The sequence below is a fragment of the Paracoccus sp. SSJ genome (assembly GCF_030234105.1).
In the GTDB taxonomy this organism is placed as follows: domain Bacteria; phylum Pseudomonadota; class Alphaproteobacteria; order Rhodobacterales; family Rhodobacteraceae; genus Paracoccus; species Paracoccus denitrificans.
On record NZ_JASSPE010000005.1, the window covers coordinates 158500 to 176000 of the forward strand.

The window sequence follows — 17501 nt, forward strand, 5'->3', positions numbered from 1 at the left end:
GGCAAGTGAATATGGCAGAGGATTACCAAATCGGCCCCGACCCCAGCCTTCTGCTGGTCGATGACGACGAGATCTTTCTGAACCGTCTGGCCCGTGCGATGGAAAAACGTGGCTTCGCCGTCACCCGCGCCGCCTCGGTCGCCGAGGCCCGCGCCGCGGTGGCCGAGCACGCGCCCGCCCATGCGGTCGTCGACCTGCGGCTTGAGGATGGCAATGGGCTTGATGTGGTCGATGCCCTGCGCGAGGCGCGCGAGGATACCCGGATCGTCGTCCTGACCGGCTATGGCGCCATCGCGACGGCGGTGGCCGCGGTCAAGATGGGTGCGACGGATTATCTGTCGAAGCCGGCGGATGCCGATGACGTGACCCGCGCGCTTCTGGCGCGGGGCGACACATTGCCGCCCCCGCCGGAAACGCCGATGTCGGCCGACCGCGTACGTTGGGAGCATATCCAGCGCGTCTATGAGCAATGCGACCGCAATGTCAGCGAAACGGCGCGGCGCCTGCATATGCACCGACGGACCTTGCAGCGGATTTTGGCCAAACGCAGCCCGCGTTAATAATCTGGTTCTCAAAAAAGATTGCAATTCATATTGGAATGCAAATATTGGGGACACAGACTGCCAAAACCAAGGATAACGATATGAGCATCGAACTGGACGCCATGTCCTTGCGCGAACTCCGGGATCTGCGCAACAAGCTCGACCGCGCCATTTCCACCTTCGAGGATCGTCGCAAGCGCGAGGCGCTGGCGGCGGCCGAAAGTGCCGCGCGCGAATATGGCTTCAACCTGGCCGAGCTGACGATCGCCAAGCAAGCACGCAGCAAGGTTGCGCCCAAATACGCAAATCCCGCCGATCCGTCGCAAACCTGGACCGGGCGTGGCCGCAAACCGCGCTGGGTGCAGGAGGCGCTGGATACCGGCAAAAAACTGGAAGAGATGGAAATCTGAGCCCGTTTCCCCCGCATCCCTGATGCGGGGTTTTTCTTTCCGGGATCACGATTTCCGGTCCATTTCCGCAATAAGCTGGGAAAAGCGCGACAAATAGGCGTTGCGGGTTTCCAGTGGCGGGCGCAGCCGTATTTCCAACCCCTGCAGCAATTCGGGCCGGGGCGCGGGGAACAGGCGATCCGCCTCGGCCCTGGAGAACCCGGCGATCTGCACGGCCTCCAGCCAGGCCGAGATCCGGTCGGCGCGCTTGATCGCGCGCTTCACCGTCGCGGGCAATTGCGCCGGCAGGCCGAAACGGCGGTGGATCGCCGCCGCCAGCCGCGCGTCCATTTCGCCGTATTCCCGGCCAAGCGCCGCCTTGACCGGAGAGATCATGTCGCCGATCACATATTCGGGCGCATCATGCAGCAACGCCGCCAGCCGCCAGCGCGGCTCGCAATCGGGATTGGCGCGGGTGTGGATCTCTTCGACCAGCAGCGAATGCTCGGCCACGGTATAGGCCCAGTCGCCATGGGTCTGGCCGTTCCAGCGCGCGACGAAGGCCAGGCCATGGGCGATGTCGCCGATCTCGATATCCACCGGCGTCGGGTCCAGAAGGTCCAGCCTGCGCCCCGACAGCATCCTTTGCCAGGCCCGTTTCGCGCCTTTCGCCATGCCGTTCTCCGTCATTTTCCCCGCGAAGCTAGCCCCTTCGCGCAGGCCGCGCCAGCACCGCATCGGCAGCGGCGGCGGACAGCGAAAAGCCCGCGGCCTTGGGGACCGCGGGCGGAAACGGGTCGATCTCACGCAGAAGTGATCGTCTCAGGACAGCGGCTGGTCGGCGGGCCGCTGGGCCTGCGTCCGGCGCGCGATCTCTTGCCGGTAAAGCGCCACGAAATCCACCGGGTCCATGTTGAAGGGCGGGAAGCCGCCGTCGCGGGTCATGTCCGAGACGATGCGCCGCACGAACGGGAACATCATGCGCGGGCATTCGATCATCAGGAAGGGGTGCAACTGGTCTTCGGGCACGCCCTCGACATGGAAGATGCCGCCGTAATCCAGCTCGCACAGGAACAAGGGCGATTTATCCGTGGCGTTCGAGGACTGCACGCGGAACTTGCTGATCACCTCATACTGGTGCTCGGCCGGGCGTTTGCGGGCATCCAGGCTGACCTGCACGCTGATTTCCGGCTGCACATCGCCCGAGGGCAGGCCCTTCTGCGCCACCGCGTTCTCAAAGGACAGGTCGCGGATATACTGCGTCAGGATCTGCAACCGCACGGCCGGCTGGGCGGCATTCTGCCCGGGATTCTGGGCCTCGGGCGCGGCGGCGCCGCTGTTGTTCTCGTCGCTCATGGAATTCTCCTCGGATCTGACGGGGTTCTAGCACCCCGCCGCCCGGCGCTCAATGCCGGGTCCAGCCCGAATTGCCGCGCCGCGTAGACTGCTCGCCCGTGCCGTCGCCCTGGTCGGTCAGCCCTTCGCGCACCGGGCCGGGCGGGTCGTCCTGCACCGAGTATTCGCCGTCGATCACCCCTTCGTCGCGCCAGCCGGGACCGCGGCGAAAGCCCGCTGGATCGGCACCGAAATCGCCTTCGGCCCCATAGCCCTGCCGATAGCTGAAGCCGCTGCCCGAGACCTGCACCCGCGACGCCATCTGCCGCAGGATCAGGCTGCGCACTGCCGGAATCAGCAGCAAAAGCCCCAATGCGCTGGTGAACAGCCCCGGCACCACCATCAGCAGCCCGGCGATCATGACCAGCGCGCCATGCGCCATCGGCCGGCCCGGATCGCGGAATTCCTGCATGGCGCGCTGCACGTCCAGCGCCGCGCGCGCACCCTGATGCCGCATCACCGCCGCACCGGCCACGGCCGAGGCCAGGACCAGCGCAATCGTGGGCAGGACGCCGATCACGCCCCCCACCTGGATGAACAGCGCGATCTCGACGATCGGCAGGATCACGAAAGGCAACAGCAGCCACATAACGCCTTTTTCCTCCGGCACTTCTATTTCCGGCACAAAACTGGACTTGGGCCGGTCTCCACCCTACATAAGCATGCGAAAGCGCCGATACAAAGCTCGTTAGGTCCGTTGATGTCGAACCCCCTGCTGCAACTGCTCGTCCTCGCGGCGATTGCCGTATTCCTGATCCTGCGCCTGCGCGGGGTTCTTGGCACGCGTGACGGGTTCGAATCGCCGCGCATACCCGAGGAGCCGGTGCAGCGCCGCCGCTTCGACGTGATCGACGGGACCGCCGAGGCGGGCGACAGCGACATCACCGACCATGCCGAACCCGGCAGCCCCGCAGCCAAGGCCCTGGCCGAGATGAAGCGGATCGAGCCCGATTTCGCCGTGGGTCCGTTCCTGTCGGGCGCGAAATCCGCCTATGAGATGATCCTGATGGCTTTCGAGCGCGGCGATCTGTCCGAGGTGCGCGGCTTTCTGGCGCCGCCGGTGGCCGAGGCTTTCGAGTCGGTGATCGAGGATCGCAAGGCCCGCAACCTGACCACCGAGGCGCAGTTCCTGGGCACCCGCGAAACCGCGCTGGCCGGGGCCGAGTTCACCCCCGCCACCGGCATGGCCGAGCTTTCGGTGCGCTTCGTCGGCGAGATGATCGTCGCCACCCGCGACGCCGACGGCAATGTGATCGAAGGCGATCCCAAGGCCGCCCGCAAGCAGCGCGACACCTGGACTTTTGCCCGCCGCATGGGTCAGGACGACCCGAACTGGCAACTGGTCGCCACGGCCTGATCCATGGCACGCCGGCGAGGACTCTCGGCCGAGGACAAGGCCCTGTGGTCCCGCGTCGCCGCAACGGCCGTGGCGCTGCACCCGGCACGCAAGCAGGCCGAACCTGCGCCCGAGCCCAGACCCCTGAAAAAGCCGCCCGCCATGCCGCAAGCCACGCCGCAAATCGCACCGCTGCCGCTGGCCGGGCTGCGGATCGGCGGCAAGCCCAGCGCCGGCACGACCCGTCTCGACCTGTCGCCGCCCCCGCGCGAGGCGCTGCACGCCCAGCCCTTGCGCATGGATCACAAGACCCATCGCCAGATGAGCCGCGGCAAGCTCGTGCCCGAAGCTCGGATCGACCTGCACGGCATGACGCTGGCCGTTGCCCAGCCGGTGCTGACCCGCTTCATCCTGCAGGCCCGGGCCGAGGGACGGCGGCTGGTCCTGGTCATCACCGGCAAGGGGCGCGAGGGCGGGCCGGATGCGCCGCTGCCGGTCAGGCCCGGCGCGCTGCGCCACAACGTGCCGCATTGGCTGCACATGCCGCCGCTGAATGCCATGGTGCTGCAGGTCCGCCCCGCGCATCGCCGCCATGGCGGCGAGGGCGCATATTACGTCTATCTGCGGCGCTAGAAGGCCGGCGAGATCACGATCTGCGCCGCCCGCTCGGCACGCAGCGCCGCACGGGTCAGCGGCCCGACCCCGCCGCCCACGTCCGAGGAAAACACGCTGTTCAGCTCCTGCGCCTGCGACAGGATGCGCAGCAGCGCCGGCGAGGTCGCGACGTTGAAATGCCCGTCCCCGGTCGAAAAGGCGCCGACATCGACCAGCATCACCGGCAGGTCCGCCACCGGCCCGGCATCGGTCAGGCTGCCCAACCGCACCGGCTCGGCCGAGATCAGCGCCGAAAGGTTCAGCGCCCGATCCCGCCCCGAAGTGAAGATGACGAAGGGCTGCGGCAGCCTGCCGATGGCCCGCACCTGTGTGCGAAAGACCCCGACATCGATATCGGGCGACAACAGCACCACCGCGCCGATCCGGTCCAGGGTGCGGCGCTCGCCCGCGATGGCCATCTGGCGCAGGCTCTCCATCAGCAGCAGGGCGCCCATGGAATGCCCGACCAGGATCGCCTTGCCGCCGCCGGCTTCGGCAGCGATGCCGATGCTGCGTGCAAGTCCGTCGCGCGAATAAAGCACGCTGTCGCGATCCGCCGCATAGGCCAGCGGCTGCCCGCGCGATGGCCATGAAAAATGCAGCGGCACGCCGGGCAGGCTCAGGTCGCGCTCGATCTGGGCAAAGCGATACAGCCCCTCGGCAAAGGTGTTGTTGTAGCCATGCACGAACAGCACCACATCGCGGTCGCCCGCCGGCCGCGCGGCAATGGCGCGGCGCAGATCGGCCTGGAAATCCGCGGGCCGGGCAAAGCGGGCATATTCCGCGACCAGGAAATCCCGCTGCGGATCGGGTTTCGCGCCCTGGCGGGGATAGGTAATCGAGCCGGGCCGGCGCTCGGGCGGGACCGAGACATCGACCCGGCCGAAGCTGACCCCCTCCTGCCGGCTGCCGTCGGGGGTGCGGTTGGTGGCGACATAGATGCGCTCGACATGGCCCACCCGCGCCGCCTCCGGCGCGACGGTGATCTCGCCCCGCGGCGCGCAGGCCGGCAGCAACAGCAGCAACGCAACAAGAATCCGCCCCGGCATGTCCCCCGCCCTTTGGTGGTATGCGGGCGACAATGCCACCGCCGCGCACGGCGGAAAAGCCCTCAGCCGTAATTCGCCTTGGGTCCTGCGAACCACCAGATGATGAAGCCCAGAACCGGCAGGATCGCCACCAGCGCGATCCAGACCAGCTTGGTGGTCATGGTCTCGTTCGTGTTGATGATCGAGGCGATGGCCCAGACATCCAGCACGAAGATGATGATTCCAAATATATAACTCATGGGCGTTCCCGTCCGTTGACCTGCCGGCACAACGGACGGGACCACGCCGCGGTTCCCTCAGAGCACATAGCGCGAAAGATCGGTCGAGCGCGAAAGATCGCCCAGATGCTTCTCGACGAAGGCCGCGTCCACCACCACCGTCTCGCCCGAACGGTCCGGCGCGCTGAAGGAAAGCTCCTCGAACACCCGTTCGATGACGGTATAAAGCCGCCGCGCACCGATATTCTCGACCGATCCGTTCACCTCGGCCGCGATGCGCGCCAGCGCCCGGATGCCGTCCTGGGTGAACTGGACCGTCACGCCCTCGGTGGCCATCAGCGCGGTATATTGCCGGGTCAGGGCGTTGTCGGTCTCGGTCAGGATGCGGATGAAATCCTCTTCGGTCAGCGCCCGCAGCTCGACCCGGATCGGCAGCCGGCCCTGAAGCTCGGGCAACAGGTCCGAGGGCTTGGCGATATGGAAGGCGCCGCTGGCGATGAACAGGATATGGTCGGTCCTGACCGGCCCGTATTTCGTGGAAACCGTGGTGCCCTCGATCAGCGGCAACAGGTCGCGCTGCACACCCTCGCGGCTGACATCGCCGCCGCGGGCATCGGTGCGGGCAGCGACCTTGTCGATCTCGTCGATGAAGACGATGCCGTTCTCCTGCACCGCCTCCAGCGCCGCGGCCTTGACGGCCTCGTCGTCCAGAAGCTTGTCGGCCTCCTCCGCGATCAGCAGGTCATAGCTTTCCGCGACGCTCAGCTTGCGACGGACCCGCCGCCCGCCGAAAGCCTTCATCAGCCCCGACAGGTCCATCATGCCGCCCATGGGCTGTCCCGGCTGGCCGGGAATCTCCATCATGCCGAAGGGGCTGGAATTGTCCTGCAATTCCAGTTCGATCACCTTGTCGTCAAGTTCGCCGCGCTTCAGCTTGTCGCGGAACATCTCGCGGGTCTGCTCGCGCGCACCCTCGCCGGCCAAGGCGGCGACGACCCGGTCCTCGGCCGATTTGTGGGCACGCGCCTTGACCTCGTCGCGCATGCGCTCGCGGGTCTCGATGACGGCGGCATCGGCCAGGTCGCGGATGATCTGCTCGACATCGCGGCCGACATAGCCGACCTCGGTGAACTTGGTCGCCTCGACCTTCAGGAAGGGCGCACGCGCCAGCCTGGCCAGGCGGCGGCTGATCTCGGTCTTGCCGACGCCGGTCGGGCCGATCATCAGGATGTTCTTGGGATAGACCTCGTCGCGCAAGTCGTCGCCCAGCTGCCGCCGGCGCCAGCGATTGCGCAACGCCACGGCCACGGCGCGCTTGGCATCCCTTTGCCCGATGATGAAGCGATCCAGTTCGGACACGATTTCGCGCGGGGTCAGGTCGGACATTCGGGGCTCCTGTCTCATTCCGGCATCACTTAGAGCCGCCCCGCCGCCGTTTCAACCAAGCCGCCGGACCAGGGACCGCTAACCGCAACGGATCGAGCGCCGAAAAGCGCCCCGTCCCGGCTTTTTCCGTTTTCCAAATACCCCGGGGGACGCCCTGCAAGGGCGGGGGGCGGAGCCCCCTGACTACCCCAGAACCTCGACGGTCAGGTTCCCGTTGGTATAGACGCAGATATCCGCCGCGATCGCCATGGCCTTGCGCGCCACGGCCTCGGCATCCAGGTCGCTCTCCATCAGCCCGCGCGCCGCGGCCAGCGCGAAATTCCCGCCCGAGCCGATGGCGGCCACGTCATGCTCGGGCTCCAGCACGTCGCCGGCCCCCGTCACCACGAAGATGTCGCGCCCGTCGGTGACGATCAGCATGGCCTCCAGGTTGCGCAGATACTTGTCCATGCGCCAGTCCTTGGCCAGGTCGACGCAGGCCCGCGCCAGCTGGCCGGGCGCCGCCTCCAGCTTCTTCTCCAGCCGCTCCAGCAGGGTGAAGGCATCGGCGGTCGAGCCGGCAAAGCCCACCACCACCTCATGTCCGCCGGGGTTCAGCCGGCGCACCTTGCGCGCCGTGCCCTTCATCACCGTCTGGCCGACGCTGACCTGGCCGTCCCCGGCGACGACCACGCGGCCGGCCCGCCGAACGGCCAGGATGGTGGTGCCGTGCCAGCCGGGAAATTTGTCTTCGGACATGCTTCTCTCCGATCTCAGCCCTGCCGCGTCAGATATGGGCCGGGCCGCGCTTTCGCAACCCGCCCCCTTCCGCCACGCCGCGCCACCCGCTAGCTTGCCGGCCATGACCCATGCCCCCGTCCTGCGCGTCTATCTGGAAGGCTCGATGCTGGAAACCGCGCGCGCCGGCAGCTTCAACTTCATGAACGTACTGCGCCAGGCGGTGGAGGGCGCGGGCTGGCGCATCGAATGGCACCAGACCGGCGCCATGGCCCGCATGGCCGCGCCCTTGCGGGACGGATATGCGCTGTTTCACATGGAGGCGCCGACGCATGACCGCGCGCTGACCTTTCGCCGCGCCTATCACTATCCGTTCTGGCAGATCGAGCCGGTGCAGCAACGCTGGCGCTTTGCCGTGGCGCAAAGCCGCTACGATCCCGGCACGGTCGACTCGCAGGCCGCGCGCGCCTTTGCCCAGCGGCTGCACGACCGCGTGCTGCCCGGCCCGCCGCCCCGGCGCGGCGATACGGTCCTGGTGCCGCTGCAAGGCCATATCCGCCGCTGCCGCTCGTTCCAGACCATGAGCCCGATCGAAATGCTGGAAGCGGTCGCCGCCACCGGCCGGCCCACCATCGCCACGCTGCACCCAAGGGAAAGCTACGACGACGCCGACCATGCCGCGCTGGCCCGGCTGGCGACCCTTTACCCTAACCTGCGGATCGGCGGCGACACCGCGCGGCTGATCCGCGACTGCGCCTTTGTCGCGACGCAAAACAGCGCGGTGGCCTTCGACGGCTACCTGCTGGGCAAGCCCGCGGTGCTGTTCGGGCAGATCGACTTTCACCACATCGGCCTGAACGTCGCCGATCTGGGCGCACGGGAAGCGCTGGCGCAGGCGGAAAGCCATGCGCCGGATTTCGACCGCTACCTGTTCTGGTTTCTTCAGCAGAACGCCATCAACGCCACGCGGCCCGATGCGGGGGCGCGGATCCTGGCGGCGATGCGCCGGGGCGGCTGGCCGATCGGCACCGCCCCCGGCACCTAGGGATCAGATGGATTCGTCGATCCAGGCCTTCAGCGCGGCCTTGGGGGCGGCGCCGATCTTGTTCGACACGACCTGGCCGTCCTTGAACAGGAACAGCGCCGGAATGCCACGCACGCCAAGCGCGGCGGGGCTTTCGGGGTTCTCGTCCACATTGACCTTCACGATCTTGACGCGGCCCTCGTATTCGGCGGCCAGTTCTTCCAGCGAGGGACCGATCTGGCGGCAGGGCCCGCACCATTCGGCCCAGAAATCGACCACGACCGGGGTCGGGGACTGACGGACTTCGCTGTCGAATTCGGCGTCTGATACGGCTTGGGTGTTGGCCATGGGGCTCTCCTGCGATGTGCCGGCTGGCACCGGCGGGGCATATGCGTCAACAGCTAGGCACCGGGGCGGTTGGGGTCAAGGCCCGCCATCACCCGATCCAGCAGGTCGTCGGGCAGCGCCATCAGGCTGCGCGAGGCCGTCCACAGCACCGCGACCTCGACCTGGATGGCCGGCCAGATCAGCCGCAGCGCCGCGCGATAGGCCGCCATCTGCCGCAGGATGCCCAGCGGCACCGCGTCGGGTGTATCCGGCACCTCGCGGTTCGACTTGTAGTCCACCGCCAGGATCCGCCCCGGTTCCACCACCAGCCGGTCCACCGCCCCCGTCATGGTGCCGATGCCCGGAACGGGCGCAGCCAGCGCCACCTCGGCCAGCACCTCGGCCGTGTCGGAGAGCGCAAAGACCTGTGCCAGATCCGGCGCCTCGATCACCGCGCGGGCCTCGGTCAGCAGCGCGGCCAGTTCGTCGGGGCCGGGCAGGCCGCCCTCGGCATCGGCCAGCACGTCGCGGGCCAGTTCGGGCCAATCCGCAGGGTCGCGGCCCGGCAGATGCTCCAGCAGCAGATGCAGCCTGGTGCCGAACAGCATCGCCGCCTCGGCATCGCCCTCGCCCGCCGCACCGATCACCTTGGCACCGCCCAAGGCCGTCGCAGCGACGGGTCGGACCTTCCCGGGCGCGGGCGGCGGCGGGGCGCGCAGCCAGTCCGGCTCGGCCGGCAGGGGTCTTTCCGCCAGCACCGCATCCGGCGCGGTTTCAGGCCAGTCGCCAAAGGACAGCCGTCGGATCTCGCCACCCCATGGGGCGGGCAGGCGCGTCTCGGTCAAATCGGCGCGGCCCATGCCGGCCTCGACCATGGCGTGCCAGCTGTCCTCGTCCGCGCCGGTTTCGCCCGCCGCGGCGACGATCAGCCAGCTTTCGGCACGGGTCAGGCCGACATAGAGCAGCCGCTTGCGTTCCTGCAACTGCCGCTCGGTCTGCTGGGCGGCCCGTTCCTCGACCGGATCGGGCCGTTCGCCCTTCCTGCCGCGCCACAGGGACAGCCCGTCCGGGCCGGGCAGCACCGGCGCCTCGCGCGGGGGTTTGCGCTTGGCCGCGTCGGGCATGATGACGATGGGGCTTTCCAGGCCCTTCGAGCCATGCACGGTCATCACCCGGATCAGCCCCTCGCCATCCCCGGCCGAGCCCGGCTGGCGGCGCACCTCGACATCGTCGCCGGTCAGCCAGACCAGGAAGCCGGTCAGCGAGGGCGTTTCCGAGCTTTCATAGCTCAGCGCCTGCGACAGCAGCTCGTCGATGCCGTCCTGCGCCTCGGGGCCAAGCCGGGCGACCAGACGCTCGCGCCCGCCATGCCGGATCAGCAGGCGCTGGATCAGGTCATAAGGGCGCATGAAGCCGGTCTGGCCCATAAGGTCGGACAGCACTTCGACCGCATGGCGATGATGCGACTCGCGCAGACGCCGCCACAGGTATTGGCCGCGCTTGCGCCCGGCAGCAAGCCGGTAAAGCTCCTCCTCGGACAGGTCGAACAGCGGCGAGCGCAGGCAGGCGGCCAGCGACAGGTCGTCCTCGGGCGTGGCCAGCACCGACAGCAGGGCGCGGATGTCCTGCACCGCCATCTCTCCGGCCAGCTTCAGCCGGTCGGCGCCGGCGACGGGCAGGTTCGCGGCTTTCAGCGCGGCGATGATCTCGGCGAACAGTTCCGAGCGGCGCTGGACCAGGATCAGCACGTCGCCGGCGCGGATGCGGCGTAGCCTGCCGGTCTTGGCGTCGAAGATCGGCTGGCCCAGCATCTCGCCGACGGCGCGGGCGACGGCGCGGGCCAGTTGCACCGTCTCGGAGTTCTCGGCCGGCAGGTCCACCGGGTCGGTCCAATCGCCCGGCTCGGGCTTTTCGGGCTTGGGGATCGCCGGCCACAGGTCCACGCGGCCCGGCATGTCGGTGCGAAAGGCGCGATGCTGCGGCGGATCGCCCAGGCCGCGCGCCGCATCGCCGGCAAAGACCTGATCGACCAGCGCAAGGATCGCGGTCGAGCTGCGGAAGGAATGCCGCAGCTCCAGCACCTGCATCGGCTCTTGCACAGCGTCGAAGGCTTGCGCAAAGCCGGTCCGGCGAGCCTCGAAAACCGCGATGTCGGCGCCCTGGAAGCTGTAGATCGACTGTTTCGGGTCGCCCACCACGAACAGGCTGCGGGTCTGGTCGCGCGCGCCCTGGCCCGAGGTGAACTCGTCGGTCAACCGCTCGATCACCTGCCATTGCGCGGGGCTGGTGTCCTGCGCCTCGTCGACCAGGATATGGTCGATGCCGCCGTCCAGGCGGAACAGCACCCATTGCGCCATGCTGTTTTCCGACAGAAGCCGCGCGGTGCGGTCGATCAGGTCGTCGAAATCCAGCCGGCCATGCGCCGCCTTCTGCGCGCGATAGCGGTTCAGGAAGGCATGGCCGAAGCGATGCAGCGCCAGCGTCCGTTCGGCATGGGCCAGTGCGATGCGACGCGGGCGGGCGGCCTCGACCCGCTCCATCAGGATGGCGAGGTCGTCCAGCAGTTCCGCGCAAGGACCGTTGCGCAGCGCCTTGGTGGGGAAGCTGTCGTATTTCGCGGTAAAGGGTTCCTTGGCGCTTGCCCCGGTCAGCAGCACGGATTCCAGGATCGCCAGTTCCGCCGGCCCAGGCTGCACCCAATTGCCGGGCGCAAGCTTCGCCGCCGCCTTCTGGTCGTTCGCGCCGCTTTTCAGCAGATGCGGGACCAGCGCGGCGATCACCGTAGCGCCATCGGCAAAGCATTCCGCCAAGAGCGACTGCATATCCTCGCCCGGCGCCAGCCCGCAGGCCGCCCAAAGCGCGTCCCGGTCCGCAGGGGCCTCGAACCCGCGCAGACCGGCGAGGAAGGCGTCGAGCCTCTCGCCCGAATGCAGCGCCAGCAGGTCCTGCAACTCGGGCGCATGGTCGCGGGCCATTTCCTCGATGATCTCGGCGCGGATCAGGGCGGCGCTGCGGTCGTCAAGCTCGGTAAAGCCATGCGGCACGCCGGCCTCGATCGGAAAGCGGCGCAAGACCCCGGCGCAGAAGCTGTGGATGGTCTGGACCTTCAGCCCGCCCGGCGTCTCGATGGCGCGGGCGAAAAGCCGGCGCGCGGCGGGCAGGTCGGGGCCGCCCGCCTCGCCCAGCCGCGCCAGTTCGGCGCGCAGTTCCGCCTCGGGCAGCATGGCCCATCGGCCCAGCCGCGCCAGCAGGCGGTTCTGCATCTCGCTCGCCGCCGCCTTGGTATAGGTCAGGCACAGGATGCGCTCGGGCGCCGTCCCGGCCAGAAGCAGCCGCGCCACCCGGTCGGTCAGCACCCGCGTCTTGCCCGAGCCGGCATTGGCCGTCAGCCAGGTCGAGCGATGCGGGTCAGCCGCCCGCACCTGCGCAAGGGTGGCCTCATCCATCATCGCCGAACCTTTGCGGTTGCGGGGTTTCGGTCGTGTCCCATTCGCCATGCCGCGACAGGTGGTCGTAATCGCTGGCGTGATCGCTGCGCTCCATGGCCAGCCGCGCGGTAAAGCCGCGCTCGCCGCCCAGATAGCGGCGAATCAGGGTGACGAAACCGGCCCAGGTCTCCTCGGCGAAGCCGGCGGAGAATTCGCGGGGTTCGGTCCTGCCCTCGCCCCCAAGCTGGATATAGCTGATGCCCTCGACCTCGGCCGGTCCCAGCGTCCTGAAGGCACCGTGCCGGACCATGGCGGCCTCCAGCGGCAACTGCTTGTCGAAATGCGCGATCTGCTTGTCGGTCGGCGGCTTGCCGGACTTGTAGTCATAGACATGCACCTGGCCGTCATGCAGCCGGTCCAGCCGGTCGGGCCGGGCGATCAGCCGGAAATCCAGGCCGGGAATGCCCTGCTCGCCATATTCCTCGACCACGGTGGGCGTGCCGCGGGACAGCCTTTCGGCCTCGTCCGCCATCAGCCGGTCGGCGATGCCGGCGATGCGCGCCCGCCAGAACAGCCGCGCCGAGGGCCAGGGCACCTCGGCCTCCAGCACATCGTCGGTAATGGCAAGCAGCCGCGCCTTCATCGCCTGCGGCGTCTCGGGCAGGTCGGGAAGCCCCCGCAGGAAACGGTCCATGATATGGTGCAGCACGTTGCCGCGCTCGGCCGCATCCGGCTCGGGGCGCAGCGGGTCCAGCGCGCGCAGGCCCAGCACCCGGCGGGCATAGACGGCATAGGGGTCGCGGATCAGCGTCCTGACCTCGGTCACCGACAGCTCGCGCAGCGCGGGCGGCGGCGGGATGGGCGAGGGGCGCGGCGCCGGCGCCAGGCGTATCCGCGGCCGGGCCTGCAATTCAGCCAGGTCCAGCCAGTATCGGCCGCGCCGGCGCATCTCGGCCAGCGCCTGCGGCCCCTGCTGGTCCGGCAACCCGCCCAGCAGGTTCACCAGCCGGTTCAGCCAGCGCGAGGGGATGGTCTCGGCCTCGGCATCGCGGCGGGCGCGGGTCAGCACCACCGCGCCTGCGCCGACGGCCTGCTGGAAGTCATGCGCGGCAAGGCCCACCCGGCGCTCGGGCAGGGTCAGTCCCGCCGCCAGCCGCATCGGGCGCGACAGCCACGGATCGGGCGGCAGCGCCTGCGGCCAGCCGCCCTCGTTCAACCCCGACAGGATCACCAGCCCGGCGGCCTTACCCACGGCTTCGGTGCGCGCCTCGCGCGGGCCGCGAAACCGCACCAGCGGATGCGCGGCCACGTCCTGCCGCACCGCCTGGCCCTGCAATTCGTCGTAAAGCAGGTCGCAGAACTCACCCGGCCGCAGGTCGTGGCCCAGATGCGCATGGGCGGCAAGATGGTCCAGCACCGAACGCGCCAAGCCGCCCGAGGCCTTGGCCCACAATTCGGACGCACCGGCATCGCCGCCCGGGCCGGCTGCCAGATCCTCGGCCAAGGCCCGCAGATCGCGCAACCGATCAGCCAGCGGGCGCGGGGCACGGTCCTGAGCCAGCGGCACGATGCGGTCCAGCAGCCCGGCCAGCCACAGCGCCCAGGGCTTGCTGGAGGCGTCGCCCCGGTCCGCCCATTCCCGCAAGGCCGCGCCGTCGGGAAAGGCCGGGCCGTTGCGGCGCAAATGCAGCTCCAGATCGCGGGTATGGCGGTTGTGCTCGCGCCGGTAGTCGGAGCCAAGGCCGGTGGCGGTGACCGGATGCTTGAGCAGCACCAGCAGCGCGTCCAGCATCATCTCGGCGCCGAAAAGGTCGGCGACATGGCGCAGGAACAGGCCGGGCGCGGTCAGCGGCAAGGGCTGGCCGGCGGAATCGTCGGGAATGATGCCCCAGCGATCCAGCGCCGATTGCACACGGCGGGTCAGCATGCGGTCGGCGGCGATCAGCGTCACCGGCTGGCCGCGCTCGACCGCCTCGCGGATGATCAGCGCGACGGCCTCGGCCTCTTCGCCGGGCTGCTCGGCCTCGATCAGGGTCAGGCGTTCGGTCGCGGGGGCCAGCGGACCAAGGCGCGGGCCTTCCTCGATCCACTGGTCGGTGACCGGGGCCGGGCGAAGCGCCAGCGAAATCAGTCGGTTGCGTGCCGGGTCGGGGGCGGTGTCTGCCAGCCATTCCGCCGGTGCGCCGAACTCGGCCACCAACGGCGCATAGCGCGCCTGCGGGTGATCCTCGGAGCGTTGGTCGAGCCCGTCCCAGACCCCCTGCGGCAGGTCCGCATCGAAACCCGGCAGCACCACCGCGCCCATCGGCAGCCGGGCGACGGCGCGCATGAAGTCCCGCGTCGCGCCATGCGAGCCGGTCGAGCCGGCGACGACCACCGGGCCCTGCGGCAGCATCTCGCCCCGCGCCCAGGCTGCGGCCAGCGCCTCGGCCGCGGCGCGCTGCCGGGCCTCGCGATCCTGGGGCGGGTCGGACAGGTAGTAGCCGGCGGCGATCTTGAGGAACGCCAGCGCCCGTCCCCAATGCTGGGCGTGTTCGCTGGCGTCGATGCGGTCCAGCGCCTGCGCGTCCAGCCCCTCCAGCTGCATCTCGGCCATCAGCCCAGCCAGCGAGGCAGCCAGTTCCGGCACCGATTGCCCCTGAGCCAGATCCGGCTGGGCGCGCAGCGCTGCGTCGATCAGCCGGCCCAGTTCCAGTCGGCGCGCCAGGGGCGTGGTGGCCGCACCGCCGCCCAGATCGGCGATCAGCCGCAGCCGGGGCAAGAGCAGCGGCCCGCGCTGGAGCAGCGCCTGGCGCAGCGCCATCAGCGACTGGCCGGAATTGGCATAGACCGTGACCCGCGCCATCTCTTGCGGCGGGCGGTGACGCATGCGCCGGATCAGCCCCTCGGCAAAGGCACCAGGGAAATCGGCGCCGCAAGGCAGGGCAAAGACGCCGTTCTGCCAGTCAGGCATCGAGCAGCGCCTCGGCCAGCGGGATGCAGTCGGGGCGACCGACATCGCACCATGCGCCGGGGTGGATCAGGCCGTAAGCCCGGCCCTCGGCGATCATCAGATCCCAGAGCCGGTTGAGCGAGAACGCCGGTTCGGGGATCTCGGCCAGCCGGTCGGGCCGGATGATCTGCGCTCCGCCATAGACCAGATCGCCCTTGCGGATCAGCCTGCCTGTGGGGCCAAGGCTGAAATCGCCGCCGCCCTGCCGGCCATGCGTCCGGCCCAGCGGCACCAGCATCAAGAGCGCGTCCATGTCCTCGCGCCAGCCGTCCAGCAGCGCGCAGATCGGGTTCGGCCCGGTCCAGATCACATCCGGGTTCATCGTGACCACAGGGCCGGGGCCAAGCAGCGGCAGCGCCTTGCGCAAGCCGCCCCCCGTCTCCAGCAGCAGGTCGGATTCGTCGGAAACGGCAATGTCCCGACCTGCGACGTGATCGCGGATCTGGTGTCCCAGATGATGGATGTTCAGCGCCACCCGACCGACGCCCGCCTGCCGCCCCAGCGCCAGCGCGCGGTCCAGAAGCGTCTGGCCGCCGACCGGGATCAACGGTTTCGGCACCGCATCGGTCAGCGGCGCCATGCGGGTGCCCTTGCCCGCGGCAAAGATCATCATCGGCAGGCTCATCCGGCGATGCCCTCGATCGCCTCGGGCGTGGGGGCGGGGATGCCTTCGAGCGCGGCGGCCAGCGGGGCCAGCGCCGGATGGGCCAGGTCGCGCCGGATCGCCGCCCAGACACGCGGCATCATCGCCAGATAGCGCCGCTTGCCCTCGCGCTGCGCCAGCCGGGTAAAGATGCCCATGATGCGCAGGTTGCGCTGCGCCCCCAGCAGCGCATAGGCGGCGCGAAAACGCGCCTCGTCCACCCCGGTCGCGGCGATATAGCGGGCGACCTGCGCCGCCTCGATCTCGGGGGCGACGTCGCGGCGCGCATCTTGCAGCGCCGAGACCAGGTCATAGGCCGGATGCACCGCCACCGCGTCCTGAAAGTCCAGAAGGCCCAGCGGCGCCTCGTCCCGCCAGACGACATTCTCGGCATGGAAATCGCGCAGGCCCAGCACCGGGGGCAGGTCGGCGGCCAGTTCCGCATGCAGCCGCTCGATCACCGCGGCGACCTCGGCGCCCTTGCCGGGCGCACCGACGGCAGGGGGGTAGTATTCGGCGAAAAGCCCGACCTGATGCGCGAGTTCCGGCCCATCGAGGCGCGGCACGAAATCCGGCGGCTCGCGGCCGTGCAACTGCACCAGCAGGTCGGTCATGCGGTCATAGATGCGCGGCGCAAGCTCGGGCCGCGATTCCAGCACGCGAGCCACCAGATCGTCGCCCAGATCCTCGATCAGCAGCAGCCCCTGCGCCTGGTCGGTGGCCAGGATCTCGGGCGCATGCAGGTCCAGCGCCCTCAGCCATTGCGTCATGGCGACATAGGGCGCGGTCACGCCGGGCGAGGCATCCATCAGGACGGCGCTGCGCCCGTCATCCTCGACCAGCCGGAAATAGCGCCGCGACGAGGCATCGCCCGCCAGCGGCCTTAGCCGCGCCCCAGACCACCCGGCGCGATGGATCAGCTTGGCGATGGCGGGCAGGCGGGTCATCAGGCCCCAATGCGGCTCGGAGCCCGCCAGCGTGATGCGGCGCAGGTCGGGCGCATCCGCCATCGGCTCCAGCCCGATGGTCAGCGCGCCCTCCAGCGGGCTGCCATGCTCGGGCCATTCGACCAGCACGACGGCTTCGCGCATGGCCTCGTCAAGGCCCAGTTCGGCCAGTTCCTCGGGATGGGTCAGGCGGTAAAGGTCGGCGTGCCAGATCTCGGTCCCCAGCGGGTCGGCATAGGTCTGGACCAGGGTAAAGGTGGGGCTGGGCACCTCTTCGGCCGCCTCGCCCTGCCGGGCTCGGATGAAGGCGCGGGCGAAATGCGTCTTGCCCGCACCGACCGGCCCCTGCAACGCCACCACGTCGCCGGGCTTCAGGACAGCCGCCATCACCCGCGCCAGGCAGGCGGTCAGGTCGGCATCGGCATCGTCAAGCGTCGCAAGCAGGGTCATCACG

General features: G+C 69.3%; 17 protein-coding genes. 5 read left to right on the top strand and 12 right to left on the bottom strand.

Annotation, left to right across the window (positions count from 1 at the left end):
* The first annotated feature begins 11 nt into the window (after positions 1–11).
* Together QPR87_RS07340 and QPR87_RS07345 are read left to right on the top strand one after the other, a co-directional pair.
* Positions 12–560 (top strand): ActR/PrrA/RegA family redox response regulator transcription factor, encoded by a 549-nt coding sequence (locus QPR87_RS07340; protein WP_011749056.1) that lies wholly within the window; start codon positions 12–14, stop codon positions 558–560.
* A gap of 83 nt (positions 561–643) precedes the next feature.
* Positions 644–952 carry an H-NS histone family protein gene (locus QPR87_RS07345; RefSeq protein WP_011749057.1) on the top strand — a complete coding sequence of 103 codons (309 nt, stop codon included), beginning with the start codon at positions 644–646 and terminating at the stop codon, positions 950–952.
* A 45-nt stretch (positions 953–997) separates the two neighbouring features.
* Here the strand turns inward: QPR87_RS07345 and QPR87_RS07350 are convergent, their stop codons facing one another.
* The 3 genes from QPR87_RS07350 to QPR87_RS07360 form a co-directional block, all read right to left on the bottom strand.
* Positions 998–1606, bottom strand: coding sequence for a YfbR-like 5'-deoxynucleotidase (locus QPR87_RS07350; RefSeq protein ID WP_104493224.1), 609 nt, complete (start codon positions 1604–1606; stop codon positions 998–1000).
* 147 nt (positions 1607–1753) lie between these two features.
* Positions 1754–2287: a protein-export chaperone SecB gene (gene secB / locus QPR87_RS07355; RefSeq protein ID WP_230999604.1), complete on the bottom strand. Its 534-nt coding sequence runs from the start codon at positions 2285–2287 to the stop codon at positions 1754–1756.
* A 49-nt stretch (positions 2288–2336) separates the two neighbouring features.
* Complete coding sequence (locus tag QPR87_RS07360; RefSeq protein WP_285048948.1) at positions 2337–2915, bottom strand: FxsA family protein; 579 nt, start codon at positions 2913–2915, stop codon at positions 2337–2339.
* Between the two features lie 111 nt (positions 2916–3026).
* Between QPR87_RS07360 and QPR87_RS07365 the strand changes: the two genes are divergently transcribed.
* Both QPR87_RS07365 and QPR87_RS07370 read left to right on the top strand, forming a co-directional pair.
* Positions 3027–3683 carry a Tim44/TimA family putative adaptor protein gene (locus tag QPR87_RS07365; RefSeq protein ID WP_011749061.1) on the top strand — a complete coding sequence of 219 codons (657 nt, stop codon included), beginning with the start codon at positions 3027–3029 and terminating at the stop codon, positions 3681–3683.
* Between the two features lie 3 nt (positions 3684–3686).
* Positions 3687–4295, top strand: a complete 609-nt coding sequence (locus QPR87_RS07370; protein WP_285048951.1) for a Smr/MutS family protein — start codon at positions 3687–3689, stop codon at positions 4293–4295.
* Here QPR87_RS07370 and QPR87_RS07375 read toward each other — a convergent pair.
* The 4 genes from QPR87_RS07375 to hslV all read right to left on the bottom strand — a co-directional run bounded on the left by QPR87_RS07375 (position 4292) and on the right by hslV (position 7707).
* On the bottom strand, positions 4292–5365 hold the full coding sequence (locus QPR87_RS07375) for an alpha/beta hydrolase (protein ID WP_285048952.1): 1074 nt from the start codon (positions 5363–5365) through the stop codon (positions 4292–4294). The genes QPR87_RS07370 and QPR87_RS07375 overlap by 4 nt on opposite strands.
* 62 nt (positions 5366–5427) lie before the next feature.
* Positions 5428–5604, bottom strand: coding sequence for a PLD nuclease N-terminal domain-containing protein (locus QPR87_RS07380; RefSeq protein ID WP_011749064.1), 177 nt, complete (start codon positions 5602–5604; stop codon positions 5428–5430).
* Positions 5605–5661: 57 nt separating this feature from the next.
* Positions 5662–6969, bottom strand: a complete 1308-nt coding sequence (gene hslU / locus QPR87_RS07385) for an ATP-dependent protease ATPase subunit HslU (RefSeq protein ID WP_104493157.1) — start codon at positions 6967–6969, stop codon at positions 5662–5664.
* A gap of 183 nt (positions 6970–7152) precedes the next feature.
* Positions 7153–7707 (bottom strand): ATP-dependent protease subunit HslV, encoded by a 555-nt coding sequence (hslV, locus tag QPR87_RS07390; protein ID WP_011749066.1) that lies wholly within the window; start codon positions 7705–7707, stop codon positions 7153–7155.
* Between the two features lie 103 nt (positions 7708–7810).
* On the opposite strand from hslV, the gene QPR87_RS07395 reads away from it, so the two are divergent.
* A complete protein-coding gene (locus tag QPR87_RS07395; RefSeq protein WP_285048953.1) occupies positions 7811–8731 on the top strand; it encodes a hypothetical protein in 921 nt (306 codons plus the stop codon).
* A 3-nt stretch (positions 8732–8734) separates the two neighbouring features.
* Here the strand turns inward: QPR87_RS07395 and trxA are convergent, their stop codons facing one another.
* From trxA to tsaE, 5 genes are read right to left on the bottom strand one after another with little or no spacing between them, the layout of a single operon-like run.
* Positions 8735–9058 (bottom strand): thioredoxin, encoded by a 324-nt coding sequence (trxA, locus tag QPR87_RS07400; RefSeq protein WP_011749068.1) that lies wholly within the window; start codon positions 9056–9058, stop codon positions 8735–8737.
* Between the two features lie 53 nt (positions 9059–9111).
* Positions 9112–12486, bottom strand: a complete 3375-nt coding sequence (gene addA, locus QPR87_RS07405; protein WP_285048955.1) for a double-strand break repair helicase AddA — start codon at positions 12484–12486, stop codon at positions 9112–9114.
* Positions 12476–15418: a double-strand break repair protein AddB gene (gene addB, locus QPR87_RS07410; protein ID WP_285048956.1), complete on the bottom strand. Its 2943-nt coding sequence runs from the start codon at positions 15416–15418 to the stop codon at positions 12476–12478. Before addB ends, addA begins: the two co-directional genes overlap by 11 nt.
* On the bottom strand, positions 15411–16082 hold the full coding sequence (locus tag QPR87_RS07415; RefSeq protein ID WP_285048958.1) for a nucleotidyltransferase family protein: 672 nt from the start codon (positions 16080–16082) through the stop codon (positions 15411–15413). Before QPR87_RS07415 ends, addB begins: the two co-directional genes overlap by 8 nt.
* Positions 16079–17497, bottom strand: a complete 1419-nt coding sequence (tsaE, locus tag QPR87_RS07420) for a tRNA (adenosine(37)-N6)-threonylcarbamoyltransferase complex ATPase subunit type 1 TsaE (RefSeq protein ID WP_285048959.1) — start codon at positions 17495–17497, stop codon at positions 16079–16081. Before tsaE ends, QPR87_RS07415 begins: the two co-directional genes overlap by 4 nt.
* Positions 17498–17501 lie beyond the last annotated feature (4 nt).

Bases quoted from the DNA above. Each gene is read 5' to 3' on its own strand.
- QPR87_RS07380 (WP_011749064.1), bottom strand. From the start codon at position 5,604: ATGAGTTATATATTTGGAATCATCATCTTCGTGCTGGATGTCTGGGCC.
- trxA (WP_011749068.1), bottom strand. From the start codon at position 9,058: ATGGCCAACACCCAAGCCGTATCAGACGCCGAATTCGACAGCGAAGTC.
- QPR87_RS07340 (WP_011749056.1), top strand. From the start codon at position 12: ATGGCAGAGGATTACCAAATCGGCCCCGACCCCAGCCTTCTGCTGGTC.
- addA (WP_285048955.1), bottom strand. From the start codon at position 12,486: ATGATGGATGAGGCCACCCTTGCGCAGGTGCGGGCGGCTGACCCGCAT.
- addB (WP_285048956.1), bottom strand. From the start codon at position 15,418: ATGCCTGACTGGCAGAACGGCGTCTTTGCCCTGCCTTGCGGCGCCGAT.
- QPR87_RS07415 (WP_285048958.1), bottom strand. From the start codon at position 16,082: ATGAGCCTGCCGATGATGATCTTTGCCGCGGGCAAGGGCACCCGCATG.
- QPR87_RS07365 (WP_011749061.1), top strand. From the start codon at position 3,027: ATGTCGAACCCCCTGCTGCAACTGCTCGTCCTCGCGGCGATTGCCGTA.
- tsaE (WP_285048959.1), bottom strand. From the start codon at position 17,497: ATGACCCTGCTTGCGACGCTTGACGATGCCGATGCCGACCTGACCGCC.
- hslU (WP_104493157.1), bottom strand. From the start codon at position 6,969: ATGTCCGACCTGACCCCGCGCGAAATCGTGTCCGAACTGGATCGCTTC.
- hslV (WP_011749066.1), bottom strand. From the start codon at position 7,707: ATGTCCGAAGACAAATTTCCCGGCTGGCACGGCACCACCATCCTGGCC.
- QPR87_RS07370 (WP_285048951.1), top strand. From the start codon at position 3,687: ATGGCACGCCGGCGAGGACTCTCGGCCGAGGACAAGGCCCTGTGGTCC.
- QPR87_RS07345 (WP_011749057.1), top strand. From the start codon at position 644: ATGAGCATCGAACTGGACGCCATGTCCTTGCGCGAACTCCGGGATCTG.
- secB (WP_230999604.1), bottom strand. From the start codon at position 2,287: ATGAGCGACGAGAACAACAGCGGCGCCGCCGCGCCCGAGGCCCAGAAT.
- QPR87_RS07360 (WP_285048948.1), bottom strand. From the start codon at position 2,915: ATGTGGCTGCTGTTGCCTTTCGTGATCCTGCCGATCGTCGAGATCGCG.
- QPR87_RS07395 (WP_285048953.1), top strand. From the start codon at position 7,811: ATGACCCATGCCCCCGTCCTGCGCGTCTATCTGGAAGGCTCGATGCTG.
- QPR87_RS07350 (WP_104493224.1), bottom strand. From the start codon at position 1,606: ATGGCGAAAGGCGCGAAACGGGCCTGGCAAAGGATGCTGTCGGGGCGC.
- QPR87_RS07375 (WP_285048952.1), bottom strand. From the start codon at position 5,365: ATGCCGGGGCGGATTCTTGTTGCGTTGCTGCTGTTGCTGCCGGCCTGC.